At 68.9% G+C, this 15,372-nt stretch carries 21 protein-coding genes and 1 pseudogene; 14 read left to right on the forward strand and 8 right to left on the reverse strand.

The window, feature by feature from the left end; translation table 11 throughout:
• Positions 1-214: 214 nt before the first annotated feature.
• The 9 genes and pseudogenes from NITAL_RS25980 to NITAL_RS26010 all read left to right on the forward strand — a co-directional run.
• A pseudogene (locus NITAL_RS25980) lies at positions 215-1,192 on the forward strand (IS481 family transposase); the annotation flags it as partial.
• Between the two features lie 325 nt (positions 1,193-1,517).
• Entirely contained in the window at positions 1,518-1,676 is a 159-nt protein-coding gene (locus NITAL_RS28365; RefSeq protein WP_169786964.1) for a hypothetical protein, read from the forward strand.
• 448 nt (positions 1,677-2,124) lie between these two features.
• The gene (locus tag NITAL_RS29470; RefSeq protein ID WP_342674245.1) at positions 2,125-2,433 is read left to right on the forward strand and encodes a DnaJ domain-containing protein; all 309 of its coding nucleotides are present in this window, start codon (positions 2,125-2,127) and stop codon (positions 2,431-2,433) included.
• A gap of 124 nt (positions 2,434-2,557) precedes the next feature.
• Positions 2,558-2,734 (forward strand): DUF2273 domain-containing protein, encoded by a 177-nt coding sequence (locus tag NITAL_RS27695; protein ID WP_157042118.1) that lies wholly within the window; start codon positions 2,558-2,560, stop codon positions 2,732-2,734.
• Positions 2,735-2,781: 47 nt separating this feature from the next.
• Positions 2,782-3,243, forward strand: a complete 462-nt coding sequence (locus tag NITAL_RS25990; RefSeq protein WP_052669131.1) for an Asp23/Gls24 family envelope stress response protein — start codon at positions 2,782-2,784, stop codon at positions 3,241-3,243.
• Positions 3,233-3,601 (forward strand): Asp23/Gls24 family envelope stress response protein, encoded by a 369-nt coding sequence (locus NITAL_RS25995; RefSeq protein WP_052669133.1) that lies wholly within the window; start codon positions 3,233-3,235, stop codon positions 3,599-3,601. Before NITAL_RS25990 ends, NITAL_RS25995 begins: the two co-directional genes overlap by 11 nt.
• A 3-nt stretch (positions 3,602-3,604) precedes the next feature.
• Positions 3,605-4,144, forward strand: coding sequence for a DUF6286 domain-containing protein (locus NITAL_RS26000; RefSeq protein ID WP_052669135.1), 540 nt, complete (start codon positions 3,605-3,607; stop codon positions 4,142-4,144).
• A complete protein-coding gene (locus tag NITAL_RS26005; RefSeq protein ID WP_052669138.1) occupies positions 4,141-4,722 on the forward strand; it encodes a hypothetical protein in 582 nt (193 codons plus the stop codon). The genes NITAL_RS26000 and NITAL_RS26005 overlap by 4 nt, the downstream gene beginning before the upstream one ends.
• 497 nt (positions 4,723-5,219) lie before the next feature.
• The gene (locus NITAL_RS26010; protein WP_052669140.1) at positions 5,220-6,299 is read left to right on the forward strand and encodes an IS110 family RNA-guided transposase; all 1,080 of its coding nucleotides are present in this window, start codon (positions 5,220-5,222) and stop codon (positions 6,297-6,299) included.
• Between the two features lie 71 nt (positions 6,300-6,370).
• Here NITAL_RS26010 and NITAL_RS26015 read toward each other — a convergent pair whose 3' ends face one another.
• From NITAL_RS26015 to NITAL_RS26030, 4 genes are all read right to left on the reverse strand, one after another.
• Positions 6,371-7,090: a class I SAM-dependent methyltransferase gene (locus NITAL_RS26015; RefSeq protein ID WP_169786965.1), complete on the reverse strand. Its 720-nt coding sequence runs from the start codon at positions 7,088-7,090 to the stop codon at positions 6,371-6,373.
• Positions 7,091-7,344: 254 nt separating this feature from the next.
• Positions 7,345-8,433 (reverse strand): amidohydrolase family protein, encoded by a 1,089-nt coding sequence (locus tag NITAL_RS26020; RefSeq protein WP_052669143.1) that lies wholly within the window; start codon positions 8,431-8,433, stop codon positions 7,345-7,347.
• Positions 8,434-8,620: 187 nt separating this feature from the next.
• Positions 8,621-8,959 (reverse strand): type II toxin-antitoxin system PemK/MazF family toxin, encoded by a 339-nt coding sequence (locus NITAL_RS26025; RefSeq protein ID WP_052669146.1) that lies wholly within the window; start codon positions 8,957-8,959, stop codon positions 8,621-8,623.
• Positions 8,943-9,140 (reverse strand): hypothetical protein, encoded by a 198-nt coding sequence (locus NITAL_RS26030; RefSeq protein ID WP_052669148.1) that lies wholly within the window; start codon positions 9,138-9,140, stop codon positions 8,943-8,945. Before NITAL_RS26030 ends, NITAL_RS26025 begins: the two co-directional genes overlap by 17 nt.
• Before the next feature lie 52 nt (positions 9,141-9,192).
• On the opposite strand from NITAL_RS26030, the gene NITAL_RS26035 reads away from it, so the two are divergent.
• Positions 9,193-9,447 carry a hypothetical protein gene (locus NITAL_RS26035; RefSeq protein ID WP_052669151.1) on the forward strand — a complete coding sequence of 85 codons (255 nt, stop codon included), beginning with the start codon at positions 9,193-9,195 and terminating at the stop codon, positions 9,445-9,447.
• On the opposite strand, the gene NITAL_RS26040 is transcribed toward NITAL_RS26035, so the two are convergent.
• Together NITAL_RS26040 and NITAL_RS26045 are read right to left on the reverse strand one after the other, a co-directional pair.
• A complete protein-coding gene (locus NITAL_RS26040) occupies positions 9,414-10,373 on the reverse strand; it encodes an NAD(P)-dependent alcohol dehydrogenase (protein WP_052669153.1) in 960 nt (319 codons plus the stop codon). The genes NITAL_RS26035 and NITAL_RS26040 overlap by 34 nt on opposite strands.
• A gap of 222 nt (positions 10,374-10,595) precedes the next feature.
• Positions 10,596-10,811, reverse strand: a complete 216-nt coding sequence (locus NITAL_RS26045; protein ID WP_052669155.1) for a hypothetical protein — start codon at positions 10,809-10,811, stop codon at positions 10,596-10,598.
• A 43-nt stretch (positions 10,812-10,854) separates the two neighbouring features.
• On the opposite strand from NITAL_RS26045, the gene NITAL_RS26050 reads away from it, so the two are divergent.
• The 3 genes from NITAL_RS26050 to NITAL_RS26060 all read left to right on the forward strand — a co-directional run bounded on the left by NITAL_RS26050 (position 10,855) and on the right by NITAL_RS26060 (position 12,119).
• On the forward strand, positions 10,855-11,142 hold the full coding sequence (locus NITAL_RS26050; protein ID WP_052669158.1) for a transposase: 288 nt from the start codon (positions 10,855-10,857) through the stop codon (positions 11,140-11,142).
• Positions 11,139-11,543: an IS3 family transposase gene (locus tag NITAL_RS26055; protein WP_052668420.1), complete on the forward strand. Its 405-nt coding sequence runs from the start codon at positions 11,139-11,141 to the stop codon at positions 11,541-11,543. The genes NITAL_RS26050 and NITAL_RS26055 overlap by 4 nt, the downstream gene beginning before the upstream one ends.
• A gap of 279 nt (positions 11,544-11,822) precedes the next feature.
• Entirely contained in the window at positions 11,823-12,119 is a 297-nt protein-coding gene (locus tag NITAL_RS26060; protein ID WP_211262589.1) for a hypothetical protein, read from the forward strand.
• A gap of 631 nt (positions 12,120-12,750) precedes the next feature.
• Here NITAL_RS26060 and NITAL_RS26065 read toward each other — a convergent pair.
• Together NITAL_RS26065 and NITAL_RS26070 are read right to left on the reverse strand one after the other, a co-directional pair.
• Positions 12,751-13,602 carry a GNAT family N-acetyltransferase gene (locus tag NITAL_RS26065; RefSeq protein WP_052668418.1) on the reverse strand — a complete coding sequence of 284 codons (852 nt, stop codon included), beginning with the start codon at positions 13,600-13,602 and terminating at the stop codon, positions 12,751-12,753.
• A 103-nt stretch (positions 13,603-13,705) separates the two neighbouring features.
• Positions 13,706-14,281 carry a winged helix-turn-helix transcriptional regulator gene (locus tag NITAL_RS26070; RefSeq protein ID WP_052668417.1) on the reverse strand — a complete coding sequence of 192 codons (576 nt, stop codon included), beginning with the start codon at positions 14,279-14,281 and terminating at the stop codon, positions 13,706-13,708.
• A 68-nt stretch (positions 14,282-14,349) separates the two neighbouring features.
• On the opposite strand from NITAL_RS26070, the gene NITAL_RS26075 reads away from it, so the two are divergent.
• The gene (locus NITAL_RS26075) at positions 14,350-15,198 is read left to right on the forward strand and encodes an alpha/beta fold hydrolase (protein WP_052668416.1); all 849 of its coding nucleotides are present in this window, start codon (positions 14,350-14,352) and stop codon (positions 15,196-15,198) included.
• The last annotated feature ends 174 nt before the right edge of the window (positions 15,199-15,372 follow it).

A 15,372-nucleotide genomic window follows, 5' to 3' on the forward strand; every position in this document is an offset into this window, starting at 1 on the left:
ACACACAGAGGGTTCGTTGCGGGTGGGTACGGGTGCTTCCGCGGAAGTGCCGAGCCGCCCATAGCCGTCCCGGCGGCGTCGCCGGTCTCCGGTGGAGCCGCCGGTCTCCGGTGGAGCCGCGACCCGCGCGCTAGTTGTAGTTCCTCGCAAGGTTGTTCACAGAGTGAGAGCTTCCCGGCTCATCCGGCGAAGAACGAGCAAACGGGAGGCTCTCATGGAGCATCGTAGGGCGAAGCTGTCGATCGAAGGTCGACGCCTGCTGATCGAACGGATCCGGTTCGCAGGCTGGCCCGTAGCCCGCGCAGCCGAGGCACAGGGCGTCTCACGAGCCACCGCGCAAAAGTGGTTGCGCCGCTACGACGACGAGGGGTGGGACGGGCTGGTCGGCCGTTCCTCTGCGCCGCACCGCTGTCCGCACCGGCTCTCGCCCGAGCGTGAGCAGGCCATCCTGGCCCGGCGGGAGGCAACACTGCACGGTCCGCACCGCATCGCGTGGGCGACCGGCGAAGCCCGCTCCACGGTGTGGCGGGTCCTACGCCGTCACGGGGTCCCGCGCCTCGCGGAGCTGGATCGGGCCACCCGCACCGTGGTCCGCTATCAGCGGGAACGGCCTGGCGAGCTGCTCCATGTCGATGTCAAGAAGCAGGGCCGGATCCCCGATGGTGGCGGCTGGCGGTTCCACGGTCGCGGCAACGCGCCGGTGCTGAACAAGCAGGAACGGCGCACCGGCGACCGCAAACAGCACAGACTTGGCTACGACTACCTCCACATCGCCGTCGATGACCGGAGCCGGATCGCCTACGTCGAAGCCCACCGCGACGAACGCAAAGACACCGCCGCTGGGTTCATGACCCGTGCGATCGACTGGTTCGCCGACCACGACATCACCATCGAACGGGTCATGGCCGACAACGGCAACTGCTACCGATCGCTGCCGTTCCGCGACGCGCTCCAGGCCCACCAGGTCCGTCATCTGCGGACCCGCCCCTACCGGCCCCAGACCAACGGCAAGGTCGAGCGGTTCAATCTCACCCTCAAGAACGAGTGGGCCTACACCCGCCCCTACACCAGCAACCAGGCACGCCTCGACACCCTCGAGGCCTTCGTGCACGACTACAACCACCACCGCGGCCACACCGCCCACAACGGAGGCGCACCGATGTCAATCGTCGACAACGTTCCGGTGCAACACAAGCTAGTCCCCGCTGAGCCCGGGTGTGCCGCCATCTCGATGCGCGAGGGTTTGTCAGCAGCCGCCCGTGTGGTCCGGAGCTACGTGTCCATCGCGGCGCGCCCACAGCCAACTGCTGCACCAACCGTTCTTCCACGACTCGGAGGAGACCGGGCCGATCCGGCCTCCGCCGTGTCAATACCGGGTCAACGTCACGTTCGTCGTGCAGGCGAAGATCCCTCGCAGAGGTCACAACCGTCGGGGTGTTGGTGATTGTCGCGGGACAGGGCCGCCCCGTGCTAGTTGTGTGACGTCTGCAACGACCATCTTCTTCCAAGGAGTTACCGTGCTGGTCCTCGGAATCATCCTGCTGCTGCTCGACATGCTGGTACTTGGCACGGGCATTCTCTCAACGATCGGCTGGATTCTCATCGTTGTAGGTGCGATCTTGTTGATCATCGGAGCGCTTGGCCGCACAGTTGGACCACGCCGCTTCTACTACTAGCGAACCGAATGGAGGTGATCCCGTCCGCAACACGTAGGGCGGGAACACTGGGTGACGGCAGCCAGGCGAGCGGCGAAGAACCTGGCTACGCCATGGATGGGCCCTCGAACGGCTGCACTCGACCCTCGGTGACATCCACCAACCGCCCGGTTGGAATCCAATGAACCGAGTCTTCATCAGACCCAGGACGGTTCACGGTTCCACCCGACGGCGAGTTGCTGGCCACACGATGGAAGGGGAGGGGGACCGTCTGCGCCAGCGCGAGCAGTTGGAGCTCCGTGTCGGGGTCGTCTTCGTGGACCCGGGCCTGGCCCTGGGGCGGGGGAAGCAGGCCGCGGGCCGGGGTCCCTGCTGGTCCACTAGGACGCGGCGGCCGTGTGTAGCGCCCGCCGGTGTGCACGGGTCCGCCACGTGAAGCGTAGGAGCGAGAGCCATGCCGTCCCTCCCGATGCGCCAACGACATGAGGCTCTGCGTCTGCTCGGCCTGCAGGAGCCTGTCGAGGACTCCGAGGTCGTCAGCGCCTATCGACGCCTGGCGCGGCAGCACCATCCCGACCTCGGGGGAGATGCAGAGATCTTCCGGACCCTGACCGTGGCCCGAGATCTGCTCCTGGCGCCTAACGGCGACGCAGGGGGGGCTGCCAGGTCGCCGGCCGGTCGAAGCGTGACGGTGCGGCAGCGACCGAGCCGACGGTTGATGCGCCGGCTCCGTCGGCGCCTGGGCCGGGATGGAGGCCAGCGCCGCGATCTGGACTAGGCGCCCCAACGGCCGGATGCGGAATGCCGTCGGATGCCGCATGTTGGGTGACATCGAGATCCTGATGTGACCAAGGGCAGCGGGAGCGTCAGCCCCGCGTTCCCGGCCAAAGATCGAGGCAGCCATGACAACCATCCGCTTCGGCACGATCGTCGGCCTCGTCCTCGGCTCGATCTGGGTCTTCGCCGGCTTCCTGTCGGCCCTGCTCGTGGCGGTGCTCGCGGTGATCGGCGCCGTGATCGCTGCTGTCGTGACCGGTCGGGTGGACCTGGCCGAGTACCTGGGTCACCAGCACGACTGACACCGCACGCCGGCTTCGGGCCCCAACCCTCAACGAAGGAAGCAACCATGAGCCAGTCGCAGAGCACACAGCCGATCTCGTCGCAGGAGTCGGGGAGCAGTCGAACCAAGGAGGTCATCGCGCGGTCCGATGATCGCGGGACGACCACCATCGACGACGGGGTCGTGGCGAAGATCGCCGGCATCGCCACGCGCGAGGTCGGGGGGGTCGCCTCCATGGGCGGCACCCTCAGCGGCGCCGTGGCCGAGGTCGTCGGACGGATCCGCGGAGAGGAGCACGCCACCTCAGGCGTGGGTGTCGAGGTCGGCACCCGGCAGGCAGCGGTCGACCTGAGCATCACGGTGCAGTACCCCGCGGTCATCACCGAGGTCGCTTCGTCGGTGCGCGACAACGTGATCGACCGGATCGAGAAGCTGACCGGTCTCGAGGTCGTGGAGGTCAACATAGCTGTCGCGGACCTGGCGTTCCCGGGCGGGGAAGAGGAGGGCGACCAGAGCCGTGTCGAGTGACCCCAGCGGGTCGCGCCGAGCTGAACTGGCGCGCGCTGCCGCCGACGCGGCGAGGACCACCTCAGGCGTCGCACGCCTGGACGGTGGTGCGCTCGGCGAGTTCGCCACCTACGCGGACGGCGAGCGGGTCGAGGGCGTCCGGATCGGGCGCGAGGACCCTTCCACCGTCCGGCTCCGTCTGGTCGTGACCTACGGCCGGCCCATCCCGGAGATCGCTGCGGACGTGGACGCAGTGGTCCGCGATCGGCTCGGTCCGCAGTTGCGACCCTCGCGGGTCGACATCGACGTGGTCGATGTGGAGACACCCGCTCCCGACCCTGAGGACGACAGCTCCCTCCGCCATGACACGAAGGAGTAACCCATGCTGCTCCGCGTGCTCGAGCGTCTGGTCGCCTTGTTGTTCTGGATCGCGGTGACCGCGATCGCGTTCCTCATCGCCACCCAGCGGACGTTGGACACCATGGGTCGGCCGGAGCAACTGGTCGACACCGACGAGGTGGTGCGGACCGTCGCGGCCTTCGATCCGACCTCCGTCCTGGCGATCGCGGTCGCCGTCGGCCTGGTCCTGCTCGGGCTGGCGGTCCTGGTGATGGAGTTCACCCCTCGCCGCCCCCGCTCGTTGCTCCACCATGCAGGCGAACGGGTGACCTTCACCCTGGATCGTCGGGGGCTCGAACGGCGCCTGACCCGGACCGCCGAAGCGGACCCCGAGGTGGACGACGCTAAGGTCCGCATCCGGCGACGGGCGAAGGTCAGGCTGCAGATGGTGCAAGGCAGCCACAAGAAGGCGCTGCGCCGCCGCACCCGCGACCGGCTTGGCGCGGAGATCGGCCAGCTCGTTCAGAAGAAGACACCGAAGGTGACCGTGGACGTGAGCTCGGGCGGGGGGCGGGTCCGATGAAGCGGCGTCGCACCACACTTCTCGAGGTCGTCGACCGGCTGGTCGTCATCCTCGTCGGGTTGGCGCTGGTCGCCGCCGGCACCGCGATCCTGGCGATCGTTCTGAACCTCCTCGCACCGCCGGACCTGACGGGTATGACCGAGACGGCGCTGGAGCAGCTCGAAGCCTGGCCCGATGTCGCCGTCATCGCGGTCGCGGCGGTCGTCGCGATCCTGGGTGCGGCCTTCGCGATCCGGCACCTCCTGCCGGCCCACCAGCAACGAGGAGTCAACGAGCTGAGGCTGCCGTCCGGGGAGGAACCGCACCGCACCGAGGTGCGTGGTCGGGCGCTGTCGAAGGTGATCGAGACCGATCTCGGACGGCTACCGAGCGTACGCAACAGCAGCGCACGCCTCGTGTCCGCGGATCCCCCGTCGTTCGACGCCAAGGTGACGACGTCGCTCGCGTGCGACCTGGACGAGCTGCGTGAGCACGTCGCTGGGGTCGCCGAGCGGATGGACCGTGCACTGGGACGCTCGGACGTCCTGATGCGGGTCCGGATCGGCTTCGTCAGCGCTTCCGAGAGCCGTGTCGAGTAGAGCGGTCCGCCGCAGTCGAAGGCACCGCCATCGGACGAGGGAAGTGCCCGCGCGAAGCATGCTCCCCAGGCGACACCTTCCGGGTGCCGGTCCCGGCATACCGCCGACACATCAACTCGGCGGTCGAGCTCGACGACCCAGGACGATGCATCGCGGTCTGGCGCGACGGCGAGCTGAGCGCCCGGCGACCCACCCCGCCAGGAGTCGTGGGCGAAGGGCTGCTGGACCAACCCGCCCATCATCACTGCGAGGATGACCGCAGCTGCTCGGCCTGCCAGGGTGGGTGGCAGCGGTGGCCCCCATCGGCCTGTCTCACATAGTCACCGACCGGGTGTCTTGAAACCGATCCGTCGGCCGGTGCGCGGCCCCGTGGAGGTGTGGCGAGAGCCGGGCCGCCGTGACTTGATAGAAGCCTGCCCTTGCGGTCTCGTCGCAGTGCTGTCCGCACGACCCGACTCCGCCGCACCGTCCGCCATCAGCGATGAGGAGACGGTGCGATGTCCACGATGCCAGAGGCCGAGGTGTTCGTCACCCTCGGCATCGACACCCACAAGCACACCCATCTGGTGGTCGCTCTCGACCAGCTCGGTCGCCGGCTCGATGAGCTCGAGTTGCCCACGACGACCGTCGGGTTCGCCGAGCTGTACGCGTGGGCCAGCGAGCTTGGCACGATCGACACGGTCGGGATCGAAGGGACCGGCGCGTACGGCGCGGGGCTGTGCCGCTGGCTGCGTGACCGTGGTGTGGTGGTGGTCGAGGTCGAACGGCCGGACCGCAAGCTGCGCCGCAACGCCGGCAAGTCCGACCCGATCGACGCGGAGGCTGCGGCCCGCAAGGTGCTCTCGGGCGAGGCGACGGTCACCCCGAAGTCGGGGGCCGGGAACGTCGAGATGATCCGGGTGCTGCGGCTCACCCGCCGATCTGCGGTCGTTTCCCGCAGCCAGGTCACCAACCAGCTGCACGCGCTGACCGTGACCGCACCGCCCGCGCTGCGTGAACAGCTCGAGGGCCGCACCACCCGCAAGCGAGTTGCGATCGCCGCCAAGTTCCGGCCCGGCGACGAACCCGACACCGTGCTGGCCGCGACCCGCTACGCGATGAAGAAGCTCGCGCTGCGCTTCCGTGCGCTCGACGCCGAGATCAAGGACCTCGACCGCCAGCTGACCCGCCTGGTCACCACGACCGCACCCAAGGTGGTCGCGCTGCGTGGAGTGGGGATCCACACCACCGCCACGCTGCTGGTCACCGCCGGCGACAACCCCGACCGGCTCCGCTCCGAAGGCGCGTTCGCCCGGCTCACCGGCACCGCCCCCATGCCCGCCTCATCCGGACAGACCGACCGGTTCCGGCTCTCGCGCGGCGGAGACCGCCAGGCCAACGCCGCGCTGCACCTGATCGCCGTCAACCGGCTGCTCTGCGACCCCCGCTCCAAGGCCTACGTCAAGAAGCGCACCGGCGGCACCAAGGCCAACCTCGACATCCTCCGACGCCTCAAGCGCTACACCGCACGAGAGCTCTACCCCCTGATCGTCGAGGCCCTCACCGAGGCCGAACCCGACCTGGTCCCCGCCGCTTGACGGCTATAGAAGCATCGGATTCGCTCGGTGCGCTTCGAATCTCCGGGCCGAGTCTGAGGAGGTCGTCGTCCCTACGTGGCTTTGGCTATGAGGGTGATCGCGCGCGCAGTGAGCTCGACCCGACCCTGTTCGTTCAGTGGCAACTGGTCAGTCACGATCGTGCGTAGCTGGTCGCGTTCGTGGGCCGTCAGCGCCTGGGTGGCCGTTCCGGCTGGCCCCACCCCGAGTGAGAACCCGTCCCACAGTTCGTCAGCGTCCTCGAAGACGGAGGTGATCTCGACCGGACGGACAACCCGGGACGACAGGTCGGACGTGCGTGCCAGGTCGCGCAGACCAGCTTCGCTGCAGACGGGCCACCGGCCGCGCTCATCCTCATGGGCTCGTCGTCCTCGCACCGCCTCGAACCCGTGCCAGAAGCGGGCGAGGAAGAAGTCCGGATGGTCGTAGTCCCAGACGTAGACCAGCACGGTCCCGCCCGGGCGCACGACCCGCACGATCTCCGTCAAGGCCAACCGCGGGTCAGGTGCGAAGTTCAGCACCAGTCCACTGACTCCGGCGTCGAACACGTCGGACGCGAACGGCAGGCGTGAGGCGTCGGCCTGCACGACCGCCAACTTCGGTTCGCCGCGGCCGGCGAGCGTCAAGAACGCGGCACTGCGATCGATCCCCACCATCACGTCCGGTTCGAACCGCTCGATCACCGTGCCGCTGAGCGTCCCCACCCCGCAGCCGACGTCGAGGCAACGCCCACCGAGCTGTACCGACGCCGAGTCGAAGATCGTCTGAGCCACCACGCGGCTCCATCGACCCATGAAGCGTTCGTAGGCGTCAGCCTGGTCCCACACCCCAACACCCGATCATGGTCTCATACGCCCTCTGAGGATCCCGTCTCGCCGAGCCGCTAGATGAGCACCCTCTTCCGGAGGTTACGCGCGGTTGTGGCCTCGCTCTCACTCGCCCGAACTCACGGCTGCCGCAGCCCCTGCGCTTCTTCCGTTCACAACAATGTGGCTCGCACGATCTCGTGAAGACGCGGCGCCGCCGGTCAGTGCCAGCCGGGGCTGGGTCCACCGACTCGGCGGCCGCGCAGCAGGACCAGGGACGGGTGGTCGAGGACAGCCAGGTCCTCCCGCGGATCGTCGGGAAACACGACGAGATCCGCGGGTGCCCCGATCTCGATGCCAGGCAGCCCCAGGTAGTCCCGCGCGTCCCACGAACCGGCGCCCAGGGCCACCGTTGCCGGCAGGCCGAAAGCGTGGAGGAGACGGATCTCGCGGGCCACCACCCCGTGGGGGTTCATCCCGGCGTCCGTGCCAGCCAGGACACGCACACCCATCTCGTGGGCGCGGCGGATCGCGTCAGCGTGGCCGGCCATCCCGCCCTCGAGCCAGGCGGCGCCGTCGTGGCCCAGCATGCCCTCGCCGGTGTCTCGCAGGATGCCGTCGATGAGAGCGGTCGGCGTCCACGTGATCCCGGCGGCGGCCATCGCCCGGACCTGGCCGTCCTCGACCACGGTGCCGTGCTCGATGCCGTCGAACCCGGCATCGATGGCCTGCTGGACCGAGTCGGGAATCATGGCGTGCATCGTGATCCGGCCACCGGCGGCGTGCACCTCCGTGGCCACGTCGGCCAGCGTCTCCGTGCGGTAGTTGACGGCGAACCGCCCCTCGCCGTCGAAGAAGTCCCCGATCACCTTCACCCAGCCGCGGGCGTGGGCCAGTTCGTCCTGCGCGGCGGCGACCAGTCCGGCATCGTCGACCTCGCGGGCCAGGCCGGGGAAGTAGCGGCCGGGTGGGGCGAGGAACTGCCCGGCTGTGACGACGGTCGGCAGGTCCTCGTCCTTGCCGATGCCGGACGAGACTCGGCTGGGCCCGCCGGCTTCGCGGATGGCCAGCACCCCGGCGTCAAGATGTGCACGCGCCGACGCGCGGACCTGCTGGGCTTCGCTGCCGTTGGCCAGGGGGCTGGCCAGGGCGAGATGCGCGTGCGCGTCCACGAGCCCAGGAACCGCGAACCCGCCAGAATGTGTCGAGGCATCTTCGAGGGGGCCCGGGACGAACCGGCCGTCGCTGACCCAAAGGTCGACGCGCTCACCCGTTGCCGCCAGCGTGGTCTCCACGTGCAGTTGCGCCACGTTTGCTCCGGTCGCAACAACCCGTTCACCATACGCCGGCTCCCGACGGGCGGGAGCCGAACAGTGATGGGACCACGGAGACCGCTCGATCCCCGATTCCCGAACCGCCGCCCCGCGAGGCGCCGCAAGCTATGTGCGGCACGGCCATCTAGCCGATCCGCCCACGATCACGGTCTCGAGCGGGTTGTCAGAGGTCGAGGAGGTCGGCGAGGATCTCGCGGATCTGGGTGAGCGCCTGCGGGCCAACGTTGCCGAGCGGCGCAGCGACCCGCTCGATGGCAATCGCACGGATGTGCTGGCACTGCGCCGCGGACAGCGCCTCGAGCCCGTTGTCCTGATCGGGCTCGATGGTCACCTCGGATCGGTACCCACGGATCGTGGAGGTCAGCGGCACGACCTGGACCACGCTCGGCTCTTGATCGAGCACCAGTTGCGCGGTGACGACCACGACGGGACGCGCGAAGCCGGCCTCCCGCCCCTGCGGCTCGCCGAGATCGGCGAGCCGGACGTCACCGCAACGGGGCATCGAGCCACTCGGACTCGTCAGCCTCGAGCGGCGCAGCGAGTTGCTCGCCCATCTCCTTCTGGTGCAGGGCCCGCAGTGCTGCGGCGGCGACCTCGTCGATGGTTGCACCTCGCCGTTGTGCCTCGCGGCGGAAGCCGTCGTGGGTGCGGTCGGAGACCCGGAGCATCTTGGTTGCAGGCATGGCCTGAGTATACGGAACCGTAGACGATCCGTCGAGGAGGGATGGTGGTTGTGTGCGGGTACGGACCGAGGACAAGCCGCACATCGTCACGGTTCGCGCGCGGCGGTCCGGCCCTGATCGTGGCGCCGGGGCAGTGCGGACCTTCGCCGCATGGTCCGCGATCGTGCTGCCCGACCAGGCGTCCAGCCCGGGTGCCGTCTGGGGGACGCTCGTGCTGATCGGCGGAGCCCTGTTCATTGCGGTCACCGAGGTCGAGGCCAGAAGACCGGCGTCCTACGGCACGACCACGATCCGCCCGACCGCCTGACCGGAGGCGAGCAGCGCGATGGCGTCGGCTGTCTGCTCCAGCGCGAAGGCCCGGGCGACGACGGGGGTCAGCGCGCCGTCAGCCAGCAGGGCGCGCAGGCGTGCCATCGACTCGACGCGGTCGGGCGGCTTGAACGGGCCTGGCGACAGCCGCCGGTCCACCGTCGACCGGGCCATGAGCCCGAACATCCGCGGGATGCTCCCGAGCCCGCGCCGGCCCTGCGTCCCGAAGTGGTCGTGGCCGATCAACACGTACGAACCGTCGTTGGCGAGCACGCGGCGGTACGCCGAGAACGGGTGGTTTCCCACCACGTCGAACACGAGGTCGTAGCGCTCACCGCTGCGTGTGACGTCGTCGGCGGTGTAGTCCACGACAACGTCTGCGCCGAGCGTGCGCAGCAGGTCCAGCTTGCGGGCGTGGTCCACGGCCGTCACCACCGCGCCCCACGACTTCGCGAGCTGGACGGCGACGGCGCCGACCCCGCCGCCGGCCCCGTTGACGAGGACGCGCTGGCCGGCCCTGCGGCCGCGCTCGGGAAGGTTGTGCAGGGCGATGAGCCCTGCCGTCGGCACGGTCGCGGCCTGCTCGAAGGTCACCTCGGGCGGCTTGGGCGCCAGCGAGTCCTCGGCCAGCGCCACGTACTCGGCGTACGCCCCGCCGTTGCGCCACTGCATGCCGAGGATGGTCTCGCCGAAGACCTCGTCACCGGGCCGGAACTGCGTCACGCCGGCGCCGACCGACTCGACCTGCCCGGCCATGTCGGTGCCGGGCACGGCGTCCTTGGGTCGCCGTACGCCTGAGCCCATGAGTCGCAGCACCCGCGGCAGGCCGGTCACGACGTGCCAGACGTCGGGATGCACCGACGCGGCTCGTACCCGAACCAGCACCTCGCCGTCCGCAGCGGAGGGTTTATCGACCTCGCGCACCTCGAGGACCTCGGACGGCCTTCCATAGCCAGTCTGGACAACCGCACGCATCACCACTCCCAACTCAAGCGCCCACCAGGGGAGAAGTATCGAATCACGAAGCAGACCGAGGACCGCGGGCCGCACTCACCCCAGCGTGCAGGCCCATGAGATGCGTCACCGAGAATGGCGATCGCTTTGGGACCACCGCCATGGATGGCCAGCAACTCCTCTTCCGAGTGGTCAGGCATCTGTTGGAGGGCTGGTGATGCCATGGATGGAGAGCTCGCCGGCAGCGGTCTTGCGTTCCCTGGCGAGGGTGAGGGGGATCCGGACCACACCCCAGCTCACGGCGAGGTAGGTGAGGACGGTCAGGGCGGCGCCGGCGTCGGGATAGAAGTGGCGCGCCGCGCCGAGCGGAACGACCGCGAGCTGAGCCTCCCCCGGGACAGCGGACACCTACGGTGAGGCGACGAGGGTCGCCTCTGGAGGAGTCCGACACATGCCTCGACCACATCCCCCGGAGTTTCGACAGCGGGCCGTCGAGCTCGCTCGGCTGCGTGAGAAGCCGGTCGCACAGATCGCCGAGGACCTCGGCATCTCCGACAGCTGCCTGCGCAACTGGATGGCCCAGGCCGACATCGACGAGGGCGCCACACCCGGCGTGACACGCGCGGAGAAGGCCGAGCTCGTGGAGCTACGCCGCGAGTTGCGCGTGGCCAAGATGGAGAACGAGATCCTCAAGCGCGCCGCGGCGTACTTCGCCCGGGAGAACGTGCTCCCAAAATGATCTACACCTTCATCTCGAACCGGTGCGGCGACCTTCCGACCTCGGTGGTCTGCCGCACGATGGGGGTGTCCACGTCGGGCTTCTACGCCTGGCGTATCGAGCCGGTCTCGGCCCGCGACTTGGCCGATGCGACGCTCACCAACACCATCTTCGACATCCACGCCGCGTCGTGTCACAGCTACGGCGCCCCACGGGTGTGGTCCGAGCTGCGGCTCGGTGACCGCCAGCTGCGCTGCTCCCGCAAGCGCGTGGAGCGGTTGATGCGTCAGGCCAACATCCGCGGGATCTACCGCCGCCGCGGCCGCGGCTGCACCGTTCGGGACCCCGCCGGGGTGCCGTCAGCCGACCTGGTCAACCGCCAGTTCGTTGCCGATGCGCCCGACCGGCACGGGCTGCCTTGATCTGCCGGAGGCCACGAGCGCTCAGAGTGCGAACGCGACGTCCATGGGTGCTGCGCACGCCGCGAACATGATCGATCCCGCATGTCGGTAGCGGCAGGAAGTCGAGCATGTCACCGTCGGCCAGGTCGAACCGGGGCGGGCACGCTTCAGTTGCTCGGCTCGTGGCCGATAGAGGTGTTGGGGGCGTTTGCCCCGACCAAGCGCGATATCGGGGAGATTATGGCAGCTGGACAGCCGTACGTGCAGACCATGACCCGTGGGGGGAATCCCGACGAAGTCATGCAACAGTTCATCGGCGCAGCAGCTGGCGCTGTAGGGTATACCGTGAACATGGGTGGCAACTACACACTCATACTGACGCGGAAGTACACCCCGCAATGGGCGATGGTGGTCGCCGTCGTCGGGCTGCTGTTCTTCCTGATTGGGCTGCTCGCCCTACTCGTGAAAGAGACTGAGACATTGACGGTGACAGTGGCGCCTTCCGATGGGCGCACCAGGATCAATATCACGGGCCAGGGCACCCCGGAGCTGATCTCGCGCCTCGAAGGCGTCGTCGTAAGCCTACCGGCCGCTTGAGGGCGGTGGGCGCTAGACCTCGTTCCACCGGAGGTACTCGTCCATTCTGCAGCCGATTCACGGCTTGCGGCCACAAGGGTGGCCCGCTGTTCGAGCTGCGTTGGCTGCTGGGCGTCGCGCAGGTACGACTTGACGACCAAGTGGTCGCCACGACCCTCGACCGGCTGCGCGAGGCTGGACGATCGAGGCCACGGCCGATGACCCGCCAGCCCGCCTCATCTTCTCGGCGCGGCACCACTCCGAGCTGTTCACGATCGACACCGGCATCCGGCGCAATCCCACAGCTTCACCGTCGGTGGCATGCAGCAGGATGAAACGAAGGCCGCGATCCTCCCGATCCAGGGCGATCAACTCCGCAGTACCCATCACCGCGTCGTCGGGGTGCGCCACGGGGGGAACACCACCTGTCGACCTTGCTCCAATCTTCCACCCCTGCGAGCACGAGTTCAGCCGAAGCATTCCGGGGATGACCGAGTAGGTCAGTCGCCCCGGGCCCAGGCCGAGCAAGGGCCGCAACCCTCCAACGACCTCTGGCAGCTATGTGCTGTACGGCCACACAGCAGCCAGCCCGCAATCACGGTCTCGATCGGGTCCTGCTGCCGCACCGCTCCACGAGGCAGCGGAGCTTCGTTCACGTCGTCGGTGTGTCACGCGCGGCGGGCCCGCCGTCGTGCCGTGGTGGCAGGGATGGTGGGGCGGTGTAGCTACGGAGCACGGCGGCGGGTTCGAAGCCGAACTTGGCGTAGAGGTGCTTCGGGGTGTCGTCGGTCTCGGCGCCGATGACGATCGCACCGGCGCCCCGACGTCGACTGCGGTGGACGGCATGTCGGAGCAGTTCCGTGGCGACCCCGGTTCCACGCGCTTCGGGCCGGACGAACAGGTCCTCGACGAGGCCCACGCCTTCCTCGCTGACCCAGATCGCGAGGCAGCCGGTGACGCGCTCGCCTCGGTGGGCGAGCAGGTACTCCACGTCGGGCCCCAGGCTGCGTCGCAGCGCCACGGCAGCCTGGGTCGAGGATGCTGGTCGCGGGGGGTCACCGCGGCGGGCGTCCTCCTCGAGGTGATCGGCACGGAACAGGTCGGTGATCGCCTGCCAGTCCGCGTCTCGGGTCGCAGGTCGAACGGGCGAGGTGGGCGCGTCGATCGGGGTCGTGGACGACAGCACGAGCTGGAGCTGGCACTCCAGCTGCCAGTCGTCGACAACGAGCGTGGCCTCCAGGGCTGGAGGCGTTGCCGTCTCGATCAGGATGCGGCGGCGAGCCGCGGTGCACGGCGTGCGGTCGGCCCCGATTAGCTCGTGGAGGGCCGCACGAGGGTCGCCCCGGACACGATGCACGAAGTTGCCCAGTGGATGATCCGGAGCCGTCGGGTGGCTCACCTCCTGGAAGTGGCGGCGCTGAACGGTTCGCCCGCCAAGTGACCAGAATCCCACGACCGTGCGCTCGAAACGGGCGGCGAGCGTCCGTGCGTCGAGCGATGCCATCGGTGCTCCACTCGTGCTGTTGGTCGGCGCACGGCACGTTAGGTGCGCTCGTTGTCCTCGGTGGCTCCGCGCGCAGAGCACGGCTGACGATGGACTGGAGATCTCACAGCGCCCGGAGGAAGTCGTCGAACGACCGGCTCATGAAGGCCGCCCCCAGGACTTGGGGCATGGTGGCCCGGTGGTCGATGTCACCGTGGTGGTCACCGTCGGGCAGCAGGTTCACTGCAACCCCGTCCCCTGTCGAGGTGATCCGAAGGGTGACATCGTCGACCTGGACGGTCCTGGCACCTGGCTGGTCGGGCTGGGCCTGCTCCAGGAGGGCAGGGACCGCGATGGTGAGCCACCGTGGGTCGGCATGGTCGTCGCCGGGGCCACTGATCATCAGGGGTGCGCTCCAGCGCACGAAGGCCTCGACGGGCTCGCGGAGCCCCTCGCCGAACTCGGTCAGCTCGTAGATCGGGCGGGTGGCCTCGGTACTGCGCGTGATGATCCCGAGTTCCGCCAGGCGGGCGAGCCGTTCGGTGAGCAGGTTCGTCGCGATGCCGGGAAGCCCGTGCTGCAGGTCCCTGAACCGCGCTGGCCCCATGAGGAGTTCGCGCACGATCAGCAGGGTCCACCGGTCGCCCACCACGTCGAGCGCCCGTGCGAGACCGCAGAACTGGCCGTAGTCCTTCGCCATCCCGAACCCGATCGCCCACGAGAGCTCGTCGCTTGATAATCTAAAGTGTACCGGGAGAAGGGGGTCGGATGGTCAGGCTGGGGTCCAACGAGGTCCACTACGTCGACGCGGGCCGAGGACCCACGCTCCTGATGCTGCACGGCAACCCGACCTCGTCCGTCGTGTGGCAGCAGGTGATCGACCGGCTCTCGCCCTCGTTCCGTTGCATCGCTCCTGACTACCCGGGGTTCGGCAGGTCGGTCGCGGGCGACGGGTACGGCTTCTCACCGCAGGAACATGCTGAGGTCGTCGCCCAACTCATCGAGCACCTCGACCTGCGCGACTACACCCTCGTGATGCAGGACTGGGGTGGGCCCATCGGCATCGCCGCCGCCTCCCGCGACCCGTCGCGTGTGTCCGGGCTCGTCATCGCCAACACGTGGGCCTGGCCCCTGAACGGCATCCCCAAGGTCGAGGTCATGTCTCGGCTGCTGGGCGGCCCGCTCGGACGGTTCGCCATCAGACGGTTCAACCTGTTCGTCAACGCGACGCTTCCGATGGGCCACCGTCTCCGCGAGCTCTCAGCGGCCGAGATGGAGCAGTACCGCGCGGCGTTCCCCACGCCGGCGGCGCGAGTGCCCACGGCTGTCTTGCCTCGTGCTCTCACCAAGGAACGCGAGTTCCTCGCGCACTGCGAGGCCAGCATCAGCCACTTCTCCGACCTCGCGGCCCTCATCGTCTGGGCAGATCGCGACATCGCGTTCGGTCGCAAGGAGCTCGAACGCTGGCAGCGGCTGTTGCCCCACAGCACCACGGTCCCGATCGCTGGCGCCGGTCACTTCCTCCAGTCCGACGCCCCCGATGCCGTCGCTGAAGCCATCGCCGCCTGGGCCGGCGTCCAAGCAGCCGACGGACCGGGCGTCGGAGAACCGAGATGACAGCACCACGATGACCGAAGATCGATGGCAGCCCGAGGTCGCCGAACGTATGACCCAGATCGGCGCGCATCTCGGAGCGCGGCCGGGCCACATGTTCGGACACCCAGCCTTGTACGCGGGTCGTCGCCTGGCCGTCTGCGCCTACGGCTCCGGACTCGGTTTGAAGCTGCCCGC

This window comes from Nitriliruptor alkaliphilus DSM 45188 (genome assembly GCF_000969705.1).
GTDB lineage: Bacteria > Actinomycetota > Nitriliruptoria > Nitriliruptorales > Nitriliruptoraceae > Nitriliruptor > Nitriliruptor alkaliphilus.